14 protein-coding genes and 1 tRNA gene are annotated in these 15,978 nt (G+C 64.8%); 11 read left to right on the top strand and 4 right to left on the bottom strand.

Annotated features, from left to right (window positions below; all coding sequences use genetic code 11):
• Positions 1–133 precede the first annotated feature (133 nt).
• Positions 134–322 carry a hypothetical protein gene (locus VJV41_RS12450; RefSeq protein ID WP_325334088.1) on the top strand — a complete coding sequence of 63 codons (189 nt, stop codon included), beginning with the start codon at positions 134–136 and terminating at the stop codon, positions 320–322.
• A gap of 48 nt (positions 323–370) precedes the next feature.
• Here the strand turns inward: VJV41_RS12450 and VJV41_RS12455 are convergent, their stop codons facing one another.
• Positions 371–493: a hypothetical protein gene (locus VJV41_RS12455; protein WP_325334090.1), complete on the bottom strand. Its 123-nt coding sequence runs from the start codon at positions 491–493 to the stop codon at positions 371–373.
• A 277-nt stretch (positions 494–770) separates the two neighbouring features.
• Between VJV41_RS12455 and VJV41_RS12460 the strand changes: the two genes are divergently transcribed.
• Complete coding sequence (locus VJV41_RS12460) at positions 771–1,805, top strand: LamG-like jellyroll fold domain-containing protein (protein ID WP_325334092.1); 1,035 nt, start codon at positions 771–773, stop codon at positions 1,803–1,805.
• 30 nt (positions 1,806–1,835) lie between these two features.
• Positions 1,836–4,028 carry a hypothetical protein gene (locus VJV41_RS12465; protein WP_325334094.1) on the top strand — a complete coding sequence of 731 codons (2,193 nt, stop codon included), beginning with the start codon at positions 1,836–1,838 and terminating at the stop codon, positions 4,026–4,028.
• Positions 4,029–4,215: 187 nt separating this feature from the next.
• On the opposite strand, the gene VJV41_RS12470 is transcribed toward VJV41_RS12465, so the two are convergent.
• Positions 4,216–4,527 carry a hypothetical protein gene (locus VJV41_RS12470; RefSeq protein ID WP_325334096.1) on the bottom strand — a complete coding sequence of 104 codons (312 nt, stop codon included), beginning with the start codon at positions 4,525–4,527 and terminating at the stop codon, positions 4,216–4,218.
• A 424-nt stretch (positions 4,528–4,951) separates the two neighbouring features.
• On the opposite strand from VJV41_RS12470, the gene VJV41_RS12475 reads away from it, so the two are divergent.
• Both VJV41_RS12475 and VJV41_RS12480 read left to right on the top strand, forming a co-directional pair.
• The gene (locus VJV41_RS12475) at positions 4,952–5,731 is read left to right on the top strand and encodes a hypothetical protein (RefSeq protein ID WP_325334098.1); all 780 of its coding nucleotides are present in this window, start codon (positions 4,952–4,954) and stop codon (positions 5,729–5,731) included.
• Between the two features lie 87 nt (positions 5,732–5,818).
• On the top strand, positions 5,819–6,283 hold the full coding sequence (locus VJV41_RS12480) for a hypothetical protein (protein WP_325334099.1): 465 nt from the start codon (positions 5,819–5,821) through the stop codon (positions 6,281–6,283).
• 127 nt (positions 6,284–6,410) lie between these two features.
• Here VJV41_RS12480 and VJV41_RS12485 read toward each other — a convergent pair.
• Positions 6,411–6,486: transfer RNA gene (locus VJV41_RS12485), tRNA-Arg, on the bottom strand.
• A 127-nt stretch (positions 6,487–6,613) separates the two neighbouring features.
• On the opposite strand from VJV41_RS12485, the gene argS reads away from it, so the two are divergent.
• The 6 genes from argS to rho all read left to right on the top strand — a co-directional run bounded on the left by argS (position 6,614) and on the right by rho (position 15,306).
• A complete protein-coding gene (gene argS, locus VJV41_RS12490) occupies positions 6,614–8,266 on the top strand; it encodes an arginine--tRNA ligase (RefSeq protein ID WP_325334101.1) in 1,653 nt (550 codons plus the stop codon).
• Between the two features lie 35 nt (positions 8,267–8,301).
• Positions 8,302–9,684 (top strand): diaminopimelate decarboxylase, encoded by a 1,383-nt coding sequence (gene lysA, locus VJV41_RS12495; protein WP_325334145.1) that lies wholly within the window; start codon positions 8,302–8,304, stop codon positions 9,682–9,684.
• 61 nt (positions 9,685–9,745) lie between these two features.
• On the top strand, positions 9,746–11,071 hold the full coding sequence (locus VJV41_RS12500) for a homoserine dehydrogenase (protein WP_325334103.1): 1,326 nt from the start codon (positions 9,746–9,748) through the stop codon (positions 11,069–11,071).
• Positions 11,068–12,150 carry a threonine synthase gene (gene thrC / locus VJV41_RS12505; RefSeq protein WP_325334105.1) on the top strand — a complete coding sequence of 361 codons (1,083 nt, stop codon included), beginning with the start codon at positions 11,068–11,070 and terminating at the stop codon, positions 12,148–12,150. The genes VJV41_RS12500 and thrC overlap by 4 nt, the downstream gene beginning before the upstream one ends.
• A gap of 4 nt (positions 12,151–12,154) precedes the next feature.
• Entirely contained in the window at positions 12,155–13,099 is a 945-nt protein-coding gene (gene thrB, locus VJV41_RS12510) for a homoserine kinase (protein WP_325334107.1), read from the top strand.
• A 290-nt stretch (positions 13,100–13,389) separates the two neighbouring features.
• Entirely contained in the window at positions 13,390–15,306 is a 1,917-nt protein-coding gene (rho, locus tag VJV41_RS12515; RefSeq protein ID WP_325334109.1) for a transcription termination factor Rho, read from the top strand.
• 56 nt (positions 15,307–15,362) lie between these two features.
• On the opposite strand, the gene VJV41_RS12520 is transcribed toward rho, so the two are convergent.
• Positions 15,363–15,968: a TetR/AcrR family transcriptional regulator gene (locus VJV41_RS12520; RefSeq protein ID WP_325334111.1), complete on the bottom strand. Its 606-nt coding sequence runs from the start codon at positions 15,966–15,968 to the stop codon at positions 15,363–15,365.
• Positions 15,969–15,978: the final 10 nt, after the last annotated feature.

Raw genomic sequence — 15,978 nt, forward strand, 5'->3', positions numbered from 1 at the left:
TCGATGGGACTCTGTCAGCGACACTGATGCGTGGCCGGCCCCCAAGGGGGGAGTGGGGGCGGCCTTCAGCAAGAGCATCCGCTCGATTTCTCTTGCAACATCAAATAATTCCTGCATCACAGGAGTTTGACCAATGAAGCGGCTTGTCGTTTCCGCCGCTGTCATTGCGGCGGCCACGGGCCTCGCCCCGCCGGCTAATGCGGACCAATACGACTTCATCTCCGCACTGGACAACCGGGGCGTCACCTACGCCAACATCATCGGGATGATGGACATCGGGCGGGGAGCCGAACAGGCGCCGGTATTCGCGGTTGAACTGTGAGGGGCTGTCGTAGCCGACGAGGTGTCCCACACCGGCGGTCGCCGAACACTAGGCGCTACCGCCTTGGGCCGTCACGACCAGCAGTAGCTCGGTCAACGAATGGTCCGGGCCTGCCGAGGCGATCGCGCCGGCCGCGTTGCGCATCACCCGGCGATGTCCGGTACTAGGCATCGGAAAGGCGCTAAAGGCAACGGAATCGACGATGCCGGACGCAGAGGGTGCCGGTCCCTCGCGTCCACCGGCACCCTCTGCACGGACATGGTTTTGGAGGGTGGGGAACGGCGAGACGGACAACCCCTCAACTCGGGTCAGTTAGGTCTTCGTGACTCGCCGAAAAATGTTGCGCCGATACCTGATCATGAATGTCGACAATCGTCTAGCGTAGCCAAGGCCGGAAGCCCGGACGCGTGAGCGTCGCATAGCAGACAACGGCTACAGGAGGCGTGGGATGGCTGACCCATGGGAACTTGTCCTGCACCACACCTACGCCGGCACGCCGGGCATCATTCTCGACCACTCGCCGAGCCGCCGTAGCCACGGCCAACCAGTAAACCTCACAAATTCCGACTTTCTCACCGACGGCGTGCGGCCTGGCTCTGGCGCGGTCCGTTTCGATTCACCGTCCAGCATGATCCGCGTGCCGCCCTCGGAAAGCTGGAGTCCGCTGGGCGGCATCCGAATCGAGATGGTGTGCGAGACCGGCATGATCCGCGCCGGCGGACCGCTGGTCACCGGCGACAGTTTCGGATTCGGTACGCGCGATGGATTCTTCAGCGGAGAATTTGTCCAGGCACACGGCAACTCGAGTGTCGTGACTGAGGGCGGCAGCGAGCCGCGTCCGATGCCGCCCGGCGAGTGGATGACGCTGGTTCTGCAATACGATCCCGGCGGGGTGTTGGTGGAGTTCAACGGCGACGTCGTCGCGAGTTGGGACGAGCGCTGGGACGGTCTCCTTGCCGGCACCTCGGGCCTCGTCATCGGAAACGACAAGACCGGCCACAACGGCCTCACCGGACGCATCGACGACATCAAGATCTGGCGATTGAACCCCCATCTGATCGGCGACAACTTTGTCGATCGCCCAGTGGACAACAATGTCGGGCGCTGCTGGGCCGAGTGGTCACGCAAGCTGGACGCGGTGTTGAAGTCCGATCCTCGGTGCGCGAAGCAAGTCGTCAACTTGCTGCAGAGCGGGTTGTTCAGCGTGATGGCCGACATCGCGGCGAGACCGGACATCCAATCGCAGCTCGCGGAATTGCGAACTCGCTACCAAGAACTCTGGTCCGAGGGCAGGCTCGCCGAAATTCCTGCTGTTCTAGCCGATCTCATCGGATTGCTCCGTAGCGCGGGTTTCAACCCGGCGCAGATCGCCGCATGGCAGGCGCTGCAAAACGATGCGTGCTTCAACGGCTTCTTGGAACAGCTCCCGATGAATTGCGACCCAGCGTTCACCGACATCTTCAGCGTCTCAGAGTCGTTCTGACGCTACCCAAGCTGAACGAAAGGGCCGCTCATGCAGAGGCGAAAGCTGGTGTCCGGCAGTTCAACCGGTGACGCTCCGGCCTTTGAGACCCAGAACTTCCAACCCGGTTCCAATACGCTGGTCCTGCTATTCGTCACGAGCGCGAGACCCATCTTCGGTGACCAAGTTGCTCGTACACCGACGGTGACTGGCAATGGGCTGGTCTGGGTTACGGCCAAAACGGTGCTCTATGGTCCCAACGACAATCGTCGGCTGACCTGTTTTCGGGCGTCAGGACCGGCGCCGATCGCGGGCGCCGCTGTCATCGACTTCGGCGGCGAGATACAAGACTTCTGCGCCTGGTCGATTTTCGAGTACAGCGATGTCGACGTCAGCGTCGGCCAGGGCCAATCCGCAGTCGCGCAGATCTTTTCGATTGTTGCGACCGGCCAATCACTGACTGCGTCGCTGGCCACATCGGCGGATCCAACCCGCAACTTCGCCGTCGGTGCCATCGGCGTCGACTCGGCGGGCGGGGGCGCCGTCGCAGTTGAACCGGGCGCGGGATTCACCGAGATCGACGAGCTCGACGTCACAGAGGTGTTTGCAAAGGCTGGCACGTTGCAGACCGAGGATGCTGCGGCGTCCAACAGCGCGATCAGCTGGACGTGGGATTCGGCACAGGCCGCAGCGGCCGTGGTTCTGGAGGTCAAGGCCGCTCCACCCAGCGGTGGGGAACCAGGTGGTGGTGGCGGCGCTCAGCCGACGACGGACGACACGTTGACATTGATCGAAAATTTCGCGCCGGTGTTGTTCTTTCATCCCGAGGAGAAGTTTTTCCCCAGCGATGCCAAACGCTATGTCGAACATGCGGCGCTGTGGACCGCCCAGGCCGGCGGAGACGACAAGAACGCTTGGGGTGGCCAGCCGGGTGACCCTTTCCCACGCCAGCCGACGGTGACGGCGAAGGGCTTGGCAGCCGTACCCGGCGAGCCCGGCGACTTCCGCTTCGGTGAGGAACTCGGCGCCGGTAACGATTTCCGGTTCCTGGAGCTCGGCGGGTGGAAGGACCGCAATCTTGCGCACGAAGACGGTGTCACCGGACAAACCACCAATCTCTACAGCGATCGCAATGCGATTGAGAACCTCTATAAGAACGATCTCGAACCCAGTCGGTTCTGGTATCACGCCGAGGTCTTTTACACCGAGCAGCTGCGCACCATCGGCCGTTCGACTTCAGGTGTGGACCTGAGTCCGCTCCTCGACCGGCTGACCAAGCCGACGCTGGTGTGCTACTACCTGTTCTTCCCGGCGCACGATCAATCGGTCCAGAAGGACAGCTGTAGGAACGTCGAGGCGGGCGAAGTGTCGTCGCACGCGGGCGACTGGCAGTGCGTGGCGGTTCTCGGCGAGGGTATCGGCGCGGCGTTCAGCCCAAAGTTCCTGGGGCGGACAGGGTCTCGTCCGGGCGGCGGCGGGCCGTATCCGCCTTACCAATTCGATGACGACATGAACACCGCGATGGTCGTGGGATCGTGGACCGACGGTGATCCCTCAGTCACCGACGGGCATCCGAGGCTCTTCGTTGCGAACGGGACGCACAGCCTGTACACGAAATCTGGTACCCAAAGCGTCGACCCCTACCCGCCGAGTCAGCAACCGCAATGGTGCGGAACGGTGGACGTGCCCACGCCGACCCCACCCAGCGAGCCCGGAGACGATCCCATCGTCTCCGCTGGCAAGGACACGCTCACCTTGTTGGCCAAGATGGTCGCTGGCGGCGCGTTCGGCTTCCTGGGAGCGTCAGCGGCTTTGGTCGCCTGCGTGGTCGAAGCGGCGCACTATCACCCGGGCCGTGCTTTCGCACCCTTCGGAGGGGAATCTAATCCGAATAGTCCGGCCGATCCTGACCAGCCGCCCGGAAGCGCGGGCGCCGGCAAGACCGTGAAACCCACGGGGCTGAACGTCCCTGACGCCGGATCCGACGTCGTGGAATGGCGCTGCAAACCTCGCGAACCGTTGCAAGACGGTGCGAGGGCTTACAACTGCGTTGTGGACCGCACGACACAGAAGTGGTGGCCCAGCGCCGACACTAAGAGCGGATTCAACGGCCGGTGGGGTCAGCACGTCACCGCCGACGCTTTGTCCCGACGCGCGGGCCCGCGTTTCCCCAATTACGCGCGGATGTTCCTGCTCGCCCTTGCTGACGGCGACGGGCGAAAGCTGCTCAAGATCGGCGGCTGAGTCCGCGGGTTCGACAGCAAGAGGTGGGCGTTGCCCATCGCTTTGTCCACGGTGGATACGGAAAACTGTATGCGGTGCATCGTCTTTCGGGCTCAGCACTGTGCGGCCAATCTCTACCGTCAGCCGCCTAAGAGAGGCCCCTTTGATGGGCGGCGCAGCGTCTGAAGCCGCCACCGATGGGAGCGAGTCAATAGCCCGGGTAGCCCGGATAGCCCGGGTAATAACCCGGAGGCGGCGGAGGTGGCGGCGGCGGTACGAACCACCACCACGGCGGGATCCAGTCTCCAATGTCGACGTCCACCCACTTTCCCGGGTGCCAATCCACCCAGTTTCCAGGCCCCCAATCCCAGCCATGTCCGTGCCCCGGCCCGGGTATCCACGGGATGTCAGGCCCATGGGGTTTGGCCTGCGCCACACCTACACCCATCTCGAGGGCAGTCAAGGAGAGCGCGCCGGCGATCACGGCTTCGGCCACCAATTTCTTCAGATTCTTGGACATCGACCGTCTCCCGATACGAGGAGGTCGGTCCGCCCTCGGTCCGAGGACGGACCGGATAAACGTCGACGCTACTCCGCATGCCTAGTAGGGGAAAGACGATGCGGTGCGCACACTCTGGAGCGGTTGCGCACGGTAAAACGTGGGCCACAGAATCGGCGCCATGGCGGCCGCTGGGCCAGCCGGTCATCGTGGACTCGGCGATGTCCGACCACCCCGGTGTGTGCTCGACCAGCACTCGATCGTGTGGCCCGTCGGGCCTCGTGGGTCGACGGCCCGTGGGCGCGCCGACTCGATGTGGGGCGTCCGATTGGACGGGATCTGCTCGGCAGGGCGGACCTCGACAACTACGCGAAACACCAGGGGATGTGAAGACGCTCAGCGTGGCATCGAGTGCCGGGGGACGCGTTCCATGCACCATTGATGGATGTGGAGCTTCCGGTACATCAGCGGATTTGAAAAGTGGCTGAACCGAGGATTATTGGCGATTGGAGCAATAGCCTTGGCGTGCGGCTTCTTACAGCACGTCTTCCTCGCTGACATTCCCGAGCGGTTTCCGAATGGGGCACGTTGGGGTGACCTCCTATACGACCTGGCCATCGCATATATCGGTGCGTATGCGTTCTACCTATTGATAGTTCGCCTGCCGTTGTTGCGTGACCGCGCGAACGTCTACCAGGGTATCGAGGTGTTGTTGTGGCGCGTATTCGACGAATCACGCGGGCTCATAATGGAACTCAATAGGTTGGCCCGCGTCGGAGATCCCCACCCGCAGACGCCGGAAGACATGGCGATTGTGAAGGGTGAATTGCGTGCGACGTTGGATCACGTCCGCAGCCTGTGCGAGCGCATTAGCCCCGACCTGCGCGTCGATCGCGGGATGTCTCCGGTGGAATGGATTCGACTGCATGCTGAGCGCGCGCACAAAGCGACCCAAGACGTGCAAATCTTCGCGCAGTATCTGGGCTCCAGGGCGGTGATCCTGCTCGCCCGCATCGATCTGAGCCGGGTTGCCGAGGCATGCACGATGTTCTACGAGCCTGCGGTCCTGTCACGTCCACCGGAGAACCTGCGTCAACTCGCCGAGCCGATTGCTTGGTACTTGTCGGCGGCGTACGAGCTTGAGGAGTACCGGCTCGCGAACTTCGGGGGCCGAACCCGTGACGAGCTTCTGGCCGATTTGCGGGTCGACGTCGAGAAGCTCTGAGACGCCTGGCGTCCAGCTGGAAGCCTCACCTCCACCTCGGCCAGCGCGCTACGAGGCGTGATGGCAGGCCTCGATAGGGTAGCGAGAGTGACAGATGAACCTTTTGAACGCCTGGAAGAGTTGGTTGCGAGAAGAATCCGTGAGCAGCTCGGGGAAGGGCGATTAGACGAACTCCTCCGCATCGCCTTCCAACAGGGACGTGCCGATGCGCACGCGCAATTCTCCGGCGAGGGCGAATTGCGGGCGCACGTTGAAGTCGGAGTAGTAAGTTCAGCCGAACTGTCCCCGCCTCCCGGTGAGGTGGTCGCCGTTATTGAATCGGCATCACCAGAGCTGGCTAACGACATACGAGGTCGCAGCCCCCAGGACATCAACTTCGTCCTCAACTTTTACATGGCGATCATGCAAACGTTGCAGTTGCTGCTGACGGTCTACCAGATCGTCCACGGCGAGCAACCTTCGCACCAGCAGGTCATCGAGATCTTCAACCAGACGACCAACGTCATCAATCAGACGACCAACGTCGTGGTCAACATGCCGTCAGGCCACTAGGCGGCGCGCCACCTGGCCGCTAAAGGGTTTGCCGGGGCGTTGAGAGCTCGCCAAGGTATAGCACGTTAATCGCACGGGTGCTCTGGTGGCTTACCGCAGAAAGCGCCTCTGAGCTGCTAGAACGCGGTGGTGCCCCCGGCAGGATTCGAACCTGCGGCCTTCTGCTCCGGAGGCAGACGCTCTATCCCCTGAGCTACGGGGGCGCATCGAGAAGAGACATGCGCCGATCGGGCATTGACAAGCAGGGGACAGCCTAACGCATCCGCATGACCGTCTGCCGCAAGGAATGGATTCGGGGGCTGACCACCCCAGACCATAGGATGGACCCTCGTGACCCCCGCCGACCTGGCCGAGCTGCTCAAGTCCACCGCCTCCGCGGTGTTGACCGAGCACGGCCTCGACACCTCGGCCCTGCCGGCGACCGTCACCGTCGAACGTCCGCGCAATCCCGAGCACGGCGACTACGCCACCAACCTGGCCCTTCAGCTCGGCAAGAAGGTCGGCGCGAACCCCCGTGAGCTGGCCGGATGGCTTGCCGCAGCGCTGGCCGCCCAAGATGGCATCGCCTCCGCGGACGTCGCCGGCCCCGGCTTCGTCAACCTGCGCATCGAGGCCTCAGCCCAGGGCGTCATCGTCAACAACGTCATCAACGCCGGCCCTGACTACGGCCACTCTGAGACGCTCAACGGCCAGAACATCAACCTCGAGTTCGTCTCCGCCAACCCGACTGGGCCCATCCACATCGGCGGGACACGCTGGGCCGCCGTCGGCGACGCCCTCGGACGGCTGCTGACCACCCAAGGCGCCAAAGTAGTACGCGAGTACTACTTCAACGACCACGGCGCCCAGATCGACCGCTTCACCAACTCCCTGATCGCCGCCGCCAAGGGCGAACCCACCCCTGACGACGGTTACGCGGGCGACTACATCAAAGACATCGCCGCCCAGGTGCTCGCCAAGGACCCCGACGCGCTGAGCCTGCCCGACGACGAAATGCGCGAGACCTTCCGCGCCATCGGCGTCGACCTGATGTTCACCCACATCAAGCAGTCACTGCACGACTTCGGCACCGACTTCGACGTCTACACCCACGAAGACTCGATGCACAGCTCCGGGCGCGTCGAGCAAGCCATCGCCAAGCTTCGCGAAGCCGGCAGCATCTACGAAAAGGACGGCGCAGTCTGGCTGCGCACCACCGACTTCGGCGACGACAAGGACCGCGTCGTCATCAAGAGCGACGGCCAGCCCGCCTACGTCGCCGCCGACATCGCCTATTACCTCGACAAGCGCCAGCGCGGATTCGCCCTGTGCATCTACATGCTCGGCGCCGACCACCATGGCTACATCGCCAGGCTCAAGGCTGTCGCCGCCGCTCTCGGTGAGGATCCCGCCACCGTCGAAGTGCTGATCGGTCAGATGGTCAACCTCGTCCGCGACGGCCAACCCGTCCGGATGAGTAAGCGTGCCGGCACTGTCATCACGCTCGACGACCTCGTCGAGGCCATCGGCGTCGACGCCGCCCGCTACTCGCTGATCCGCTCGTCGGTCGACACCCCGATCGACATCGACCTGGCGCTGTGGTCGTCGGCGTCCAACGAAAACCCCGTCTACTACGTGCAATACGCACACGCCCGGCTGTCGGCCCTGGCCCGCAACGCCGCCGAACTCGGCATCATCGGAAGCACCGAGAACCTCGATCTCCTCACGCACGAAAAAGAGGGCACGCTGATCCGCAATATCGGCGAGTTCCCCCGCGTGCTCAAAACCGCTGCGACCCTGCGCGAACCGCACCGCGTCTCCCGTTATCTGGAAGACTTGGCCGGCGATTACCACCGCTTCTACGACTCCTGCCGCGTGCTACCCCAAGGCGACGAGCCGCCGAACGAACTGCACGCCGCACGTCTGGCGCTGTGTCAGGCCACCCGCCAGGTCATCGCCAACGGCCTTGGCATTCTCGGCGTCACCGCCCCGGAGCGGATGTGATCGCTCATCCCGCCGGGCCCAGGCACGCTGAGGAGATTCACCACGGCGGCGCCCCGCCTCGGCCACAGTCCACGGCCGACGTGCTCCGACTCGCTCCGAATGTCTGGCCCCGCAATGCCGTTCGCGGCGACGACGGCGTGGTGTCGATTGCCGGCGTACGCGTCACCGATATCGCCGCCGAGTTCGGCACGCCCACTTTCGTCATCGACGAGGATGACTTCCGGTCGCGCTGTCGCGAAATCGCCGAAGCCTTCGGCGGCGGTGACAATGTGCACTACGCCGCGAAGGCGTTCCTGTGCACCGAGGTTGCGCGCTGGATCAACGAGGAAGGCCTATCGCTCGACGTCGCCAGCGGCGGCGAGCTTGCCGTCGCGCTGCACGCCAGCTTTCCGCCCGAACGTATTGCGTTGCACGGCAACAACAAGTCCGTCGACGAGCTGACCGCCGCAGTCAAAGCCGGTGTCGGTCACATCGTGCTCGACTCGATGACCGAGATCGACCGCCTCGACGAGATCGCCGGTGCCGCCGGCGTCGTCCAGGACGTCCTCGTCCGGGTCACTGTCGGCGTCGAGGCACACACCCACGAGTTCATCTCCACCGCCCACGAAGACCAGAAGTTCGGGCTGTCGCTCGCCAGCGGCGCCGCCATCGCGGCGATAAGTCGCGTTTTCGCCACCGACCATCTGCGCCTCGTCGGCCTGCACAGTCACATCGGCTCGCAGATCTTCGACGTCGACGGTTTCGAGTTGGCCGCTCACCGGGTGATCGGGTTGCTACGTGACGTTGTCGCGGAGTTCGGTGTCGACAAGACCAGTCAGCTCAAGATCATCGACCTGGGTGGCGGCCTTGGCATTTCCTATCTGCCGCAGGATGATCCGCCACCGGTGCAGGACCTTGCCGCCAAGCTCGGCGCCATCGTCAGTAACGAGTCCGCCGCAGTCGGCCTGCCCGCGCCGCGACTCGTCGTGGAACCCGGCCGCGCCATCGCCGGTCCCGGCACCATCACGCTGTACCAAGTCGGCACCGTCAAGGATGTCGCGGTCAGTCCGGCCGCGCAGCGACGCTACGTGAGCGTCGACGGTGGCATGAGCGACAACATCCGCACCTCGCTCTACGGTGCCGAGTACGACGTCCGCCTGCTCTCACGCGTCAGTGAAATGCCTGCAATGCTGTCCCGAGTTGTCGGAAAACATTGTGAGAGTGGCGATATCGTCGTCAAAGACGCGTGGGTGCCCGACGATGTCACGCCGGGTGATCTGCTCGGCGTCGCGGCCACCGGCGCGTACTGCTATTCCATGTCAAGCCGTTACAACCTGATCGGCCGCCCAGCTGTGGTGGCTGTGCGCGACGGGCGAGCCCGCCTGATTCTGCGCCGGGAGACGGTCGACGATCTGCTCAGTCTGGAGGTAACAGAATGAAGGCCCGAAGGCGACCGCGAGTGAGGAACGAGCGAGGACCGGAGCGAGCGGGAGGCGAGGCATGAGCAACGACGAAAAGTCCATCGGTGTAGCGGTATTGGGACTCGGCAACGTCGGTAGCGAAGTCGTCCGCATCATCGAGGACGACGCAAGCGACCTGACCGCGCGCATCGGCGCTCCGCTGGAACTCAGAGGAATCGGCGTGCGCCGCGTGGCCGACGACCGCGGTGTGCCCGTCGAACTGCTTACCGACAACATCGAAGAACTGGTGTCCCGCGACGACGTCGATATCGTCGTCGAGCTGATGGGCCCCGTCGAGCCCGCCCGCAAGGCGATCCTGTCCGCCCTCGAACAGCGCAAGTCTGTCGTCACCGCCAACAAGGCGCTGATGTCGGTGTCCACTGGCGAACTCGCGCAGGCCGCCGAACATGCCCACGTCGACCTCTACTTCGAGGCCGCCGTCGCCGGTGCGATTCCCGTCATCCGGCCGCTGACCCAGTCGTTGGCGGGGGACACGGTGCTGCGCGTGGCCGGAATCGTCAACGGCACCACCAACTACATCCTCTCTGAGATGGACAGCACGGGCGCCGACTACGCCAGCGCCCTCGCCGACGCGAGTGCGCTTGGCTATGCCGAAGCGGATCCCACCGCAGACGTCGAGGGCTATGACGCCGCAGCCAAGGCCGCGATCCTGGCATCGATCGCGTTCCATACCCGGGTCACCGCCGACGACGTGTATCGCGAGGGCATCACCAAAGTGACGGCCGCCGACTTCGCGTCCGCCCGCGCGCTTGGCTGCACCATCAAACTGCTCGCCATCTGCGAACGAATAACCACCGACGAGGGCCAGCAACGAGTTTCGGCCCGCGTCTATCCCGCGCTGGTACCGCTGGACCACCCGCTGGCCGCCGTCAACGGCGCCTTCAACGCCGTCGTCGTGGAGGCCGAGGCCGCGGGCAGGCTGATGTTCTACGGTCAGGGCGCCGGCGGAGCACCGACCGCCTCGGCGGTGATGGGCGACGTCGTCATGGCGGCACGCAACCGTGTCCAAGGCGGCCGCGGCCCACGCGAGTCGAAGTACGCCAAGCTGCCCATCTCACCGATCGGCTTCATCCCGACCCGCTACTACGTCAACATGAACGTCGCCGACCGGCCCGGCGTGTTGTCCGCTGTCGCAGCCGAATTCGGCAAGCGTGAGGTGAGCATCGCCCAAGTGCGCCAGGAGGGCATGGTCGACGAAGGCGGTCAGCGCTGCGGCGCCCGCATCGTCGTCGTCACCCACCAGGCCACCGACGCCGCGCTCTCGGAAACCGTTGCGGCGCTGGCCGACCTCGACGTCGTGCAGAGCGTCAACAGCGTTCTTCGCATGGAAGGAACCAGCGATTGAGCACTCTCCCCAAAGCCGTGCACCAGCCCTGGCCAGGCCTGATCGCCGCCTATCGCGACCGGCTCCCGGTCGAGGACAATTGGACGGCGATCACCCTGCTCGAGGGCGGAACTCCGCTGATGCCCGCCCTCCGGCTGTCCGAATACACCGGCTGCACAGTGCATCTCAAGGTCGAAGGGCTGAACCCGACGGGCTCGTTCAAGGACCGTGGCATGACGATGGCCGTCACCGAAGCAGTGGCCCGCGGCCAGCAGGCCGTGCTGTGCGCGTCCACGGGTAACACCTCCGCGTCGGCAGCGGCCTATGCGGCGCGAGCCGGCGTCACCTGTGCGGTGCTGATTCCGCAGGGCAAGATCGCGATGGGCAAGCTCGCACAGGCTGTCATGCACGGTGCGAAGATCATCCAGATCGACGGTAACTTCGACGACTGTCTGGAGCTGGCGCGCAAGCTCACCGCCGACTTCCCGACCATCTCGCTGGTCAACTCGGTCAACCCGTTTCGCATCGAGGGACAGAAGACCGCGGCGTTCGAGATCGTCGATGTGCTGGGCACGGCGCCCGACGTGCACTCCCTGCCCGTCGGCAATGCGGGCAACATCACCGCGTACTGGAAGGGCTACAAGGAGTACCACCGCGACGGCCTCTCGGATCGGCTGCCCAGGATGCTGGGCACGCAGGCCGCGGGTGCCGCGCCGCTGGTGCTGGGCCAGCCGGTATCCGAACCGGAGACCATCGCCACCGCGATCCGGATCGGCTCGCCGGCGTCCTGGACGACGGCCGTGGAGGCGCAGCAGCAGTCCAATGGCCGTTTCCTGGCCGCTACCGACGAAGAGATCCTGGCCGCATATCACCTTGTGGCGCGGACGGAGGGCGTGTTCGTCGAGCCAGCCTCGGCGGCCAGCATCGCCGGCCTGCTCAAGTCGATCGAGGACGGCTGGGTGGCCAAGGGTTCGACCGTGGTCTGCACGGTGACCGGCAACGGACTGAAAGACCCCGACACCGCACTCAAGGGCATGCCGACCGTCACTCCTGTGCCGGTTGATCCCGTCGCAGTCGTTGAGAAACTGGGACTGGTCTAACGACGTGGTCCAGACTCTTCCGGCCGGGCTGACGGCCACTGCCGTCGTCGCGGCCTCCAGCGCCAATCTGGGTCCCGGCTTCGACAGTCTGGGTTTAGCGTTGAGTCTGTACGACGAAATCGTCGTCGAGACAACCGAATCCGGCCTCACGGTCGAAGTCGGAGGCGAAGGCGCGGGCCAGGTTCCGTTGGATTCCTCGCACCTCGTCGTGCGGGCAATCGAACACGGACTGCAGGCTACCGGCGTAGCCGCATCTGGTCTGAATGTCCGCTGCCACAACGCGATTCCACATTCTCGTGGGCTGGGTTCGTCGGCCGCGGCCGTCGTCGGCGGCCTCGCCGTAGTGAACGGCCTTGTGGCCCAAACTGAGTCAAAACCGCTGACAAACGACGAACTGATCCAGCTCTCCTCTGAGTTCGAGGGTCACCCAGACAACGCATCCGCCGCCGTGCTGGGCGGCGCGGTGGTGTCGTGGACCGAGCATGAAGGTGTGCTGCCGCGCTATGCGGCGACACCGCTGCGGCTGCACCCCGACATCCACCTGTTCCCGGCAATCCCCGAGGAGCGCTCGTCGACCGCCGAAACCCGCGTGCTGCTCCCGGAGCAGGTCAGCCATACCGACGCCCGATTCAACGTGAGCCGCGCGGCGTTGCTCGTCGTCGCGCTGACTGAGCGGCCCGAACTGCTCATGGAAGCGACAGAAGACGTCCTGCACCAGCCGCAGCGGGCCACTGCGATGCCGGCGTCGGCGGAATACCTGCGGATATTGCGGCGTTGTGGAGTTGCAGCAGTGTTATCCGGGGCAGGTCCTGCGGTCATCGCGTTGAGTCCCCAGCCAGAACTGCCCGCAGAGGCTCTGGAGTACGGCTCCGCCAATGGGTTCATCGTCAGCAAGATGGCTGTTGGCGACGGCGTCCGGTGGACGTCGGGCGTGGCCGTGCGGAGTTGACGTCCAGGCACTGACGCCCCGCAACAGGAGCCACACGCGAATCATGGTGTTTCTTGCTTCCAGCAGCGAAGCGGGCTATTCTCGCTGTCGTCCGGCAATCGCAGCGTCTCAGCCTGCGCCGACACTAGGACGATCACCAATTCCTCTTGTGGATGACGGTTCGCCGTACACCGGCGAATCCCTGCGATCACCGTTGCAGAGGCAATGGTGGGACCTCCGCATTCAGCACGTTTGCTGAATGCAACAGGACCCTCGCTTGAGTAGATCAGCGGGGGACAGAAAGGAAATCCGTGACTGAAACGGACCTCATCACGGCTGGCGGCAGCAACGAAAGCGTTGAGCTGCCGGAAACCGTGAATACAAATACTTCGTCTACCGCGGACACAGACGCGTCGGTCACGACGCCCACCGCGGAGACCGCGCCGGCGGCCAATGCCGCCTCCCGCACTCGCGCCGCCTCGCTGTCGGGCATGGTGCTGCCTGAGTTGCGGGCGTTGGCCAGGGAGATCGGCGTCGAAGGCGCCTCGGGGATGCGCAAGAGCGAACTTGTCGCCGCCATCAAGGAGCGCCGCGGCGAATCCAACGGGAAACCGCGAGCCGAAGCCACTGACAACGGCACGACGGCCGACACCGCTACCGACACCGCTACCGCTACTGCCGCCGACACCGACACCGCCACCGCTACCGGCGCCACCGCCAACGGCACCGAAGACCAGAACCAAGGCGAACAGGTGAAGGAACAGCGCCGCGAGCGCCGCAGCGCCTCCCGTAACACCGGCGCGCCCGGCGGCTCCGAGCAGACCAAGCAGGACGCCGCCCAGCAGAGCAAGGCTGACGCCGACGGCAATCGGGCGAAGACCGACAAGTCGGACACCAAGGCCGAAGGCGGCGAGCAGCAAGGCGACCAGGGCGGCCAGAACCGCGGCTCGAACTCGAACGCCGACGACGATGGCGAGGGGCGTGGCGGTCGCCGCGGCCGGCGCTTCCGTGACCGCAGGCGCCGCGAACGTGGCGGCGAGGGTGGCGGTGGCGACCGCGATACCGAACTGCGCGAGGACGACGTCGTCCAGCCCGTCGCGGGCATCCTCGACGTGCTCGACAACTACGCGTTCGTCCGGACCTCCGGCTACCTGGCCGGCCCCAATGACGTCTACGTCTCGATGAACATGGTGCGCAAGAACGGCCTGCGCCGCGGCGACGCGATCACCGGCGCCGTCCGTGTGCCGAAGGACGGCGAGCAGCCCAACCAGCGGCAGAAGTTCAACCCGCTGGTGCGCATCGATACGGTCAACGGCAAGCCGGTCGACGACGCCAAGAAGCGCCCGGACTTCACCAAGCTCACCCCGCTGTACCCGAACCAGCGGCTGCGCCTGGAGACCACGCCCGAGCGCCTGACGACCCGCGTGATCGACCTGATCATGCCGATCGGCAAGGGCCAGCGTGCGCTGATCGTGTCACCGCCGAAGGCCGGTAAGACCACGATCCTGCAAGACATCGCCAACGCGATCACGAAGAACAACCCGGAATGCCACCTGATGGTCGTGCTCGTCGACGAGCGCCCGGAAGAGGTCACTGACATGCAGCGCTCGGTGAAGGGTGAGGTCATCGCCTCGACCTTCGACCGGCCGCCGTCAGACCACACCCAGGCCGCCGAGCTTGCGATCGAGCGGGCCAAGCGCCTGGTCGAACAGGGCAAGGACGTCGTCGTGCTGCTCGACTCGATTACCCGGCTGGGCCGCGCGTACAACAACGCGTCACCAGCGTCGGGCCGAATCCTGTCGGGTGGTGTCGACTCGACAGCGCTGTACCCGCCGAAGCGGTTCCTCGGCGCGGCCCGCAACATCGAAGACGGCGGCTCACTGACGATCATCGCCACGGCGATGGTGGAGACCGGTTCGACCGGTGACACCGTCATCTTCGAGGAGTTCAAGGGCACTGGTAACGCCGAGCTCAAGCTCGACCGCAAGATCGCCGAGCGGCGCGTCTTCCCGGCTGTCGACGTCAACCCGTCGGGCACCCGCAAGGATGAGCTGCTGCTATCGCCGGATGAGTTCTCTGTCGTGCACAAGCTGCGGCGCGTGCTGAGCGGTCTCGATCCGCATCAGGCAATCGACCTGCTGATGAGCCAGCTGCGCAAGACCAAGAACAACTACGAGTTCCTGGTGCAGGTCTCCAAGACCACGCCGGGCAACATGGACTCCGACTAACAAGCGATTTGGGCGTGGTTGGTTAGGCGCGCCGAGCGCAACCTAGCGCGCCCAAATCACGCTCTCGGGTCGCCCTGCAGGCCGGGCATCACGTAGCGCCGCATGTGGGCCGCGACCGCGTCGGCATCAGTCGGATCGAGGGTGTCGCCGGGCACGGTAATGAGCGAAAGCAGCACGCGTGCAATCCATTCCGACGCCTCGGCGATGTCGGTTTCGGGATGGATCTCGCCGCGGTCGCGAGCCGCGATCAGATAGCGCGACCAGAAGTCGGCCAAATCCGGCACCAGGCCCTGCACGCCGGCGCCGGCACACGCCGCGAATTCGTCGGGCTCCTCGATCCGCAGCTTGATCAGCAGCGCGCCAGGGTCGTCATAGGCGGTGCGACCATGGCGGACACCGGCGGCGATCTGACGATCCAAGCCGTCGAACTGCTCGAGCATCGCGTGCGCTTCCGACCAGTACGCGTCGTTGAGTCGCACGATCGCAGCACCCAGCAGGGTGACCTTGTCGGGGAAGTGGCGATATAGCCAACCTCGCGATACGCCCGCGACCTCGGCCACCTCGGACACGGTCGTCGCACGAATTCCCTTGGCGCGCAGGCATACTTCGGCCGCATCGATCAGGCGATCGCGGACGTTCCTGGTGGCGGTGCTGCTCGTCACCAGGGCATTG

The organism is Mycobacterium sp., assembly GCF_035274705.1.
GTDB lineage: Bacteria > Actinomycetota > Actinomycetes > Mycobacteriales > Mycobacteriaceae > Mycobacterium.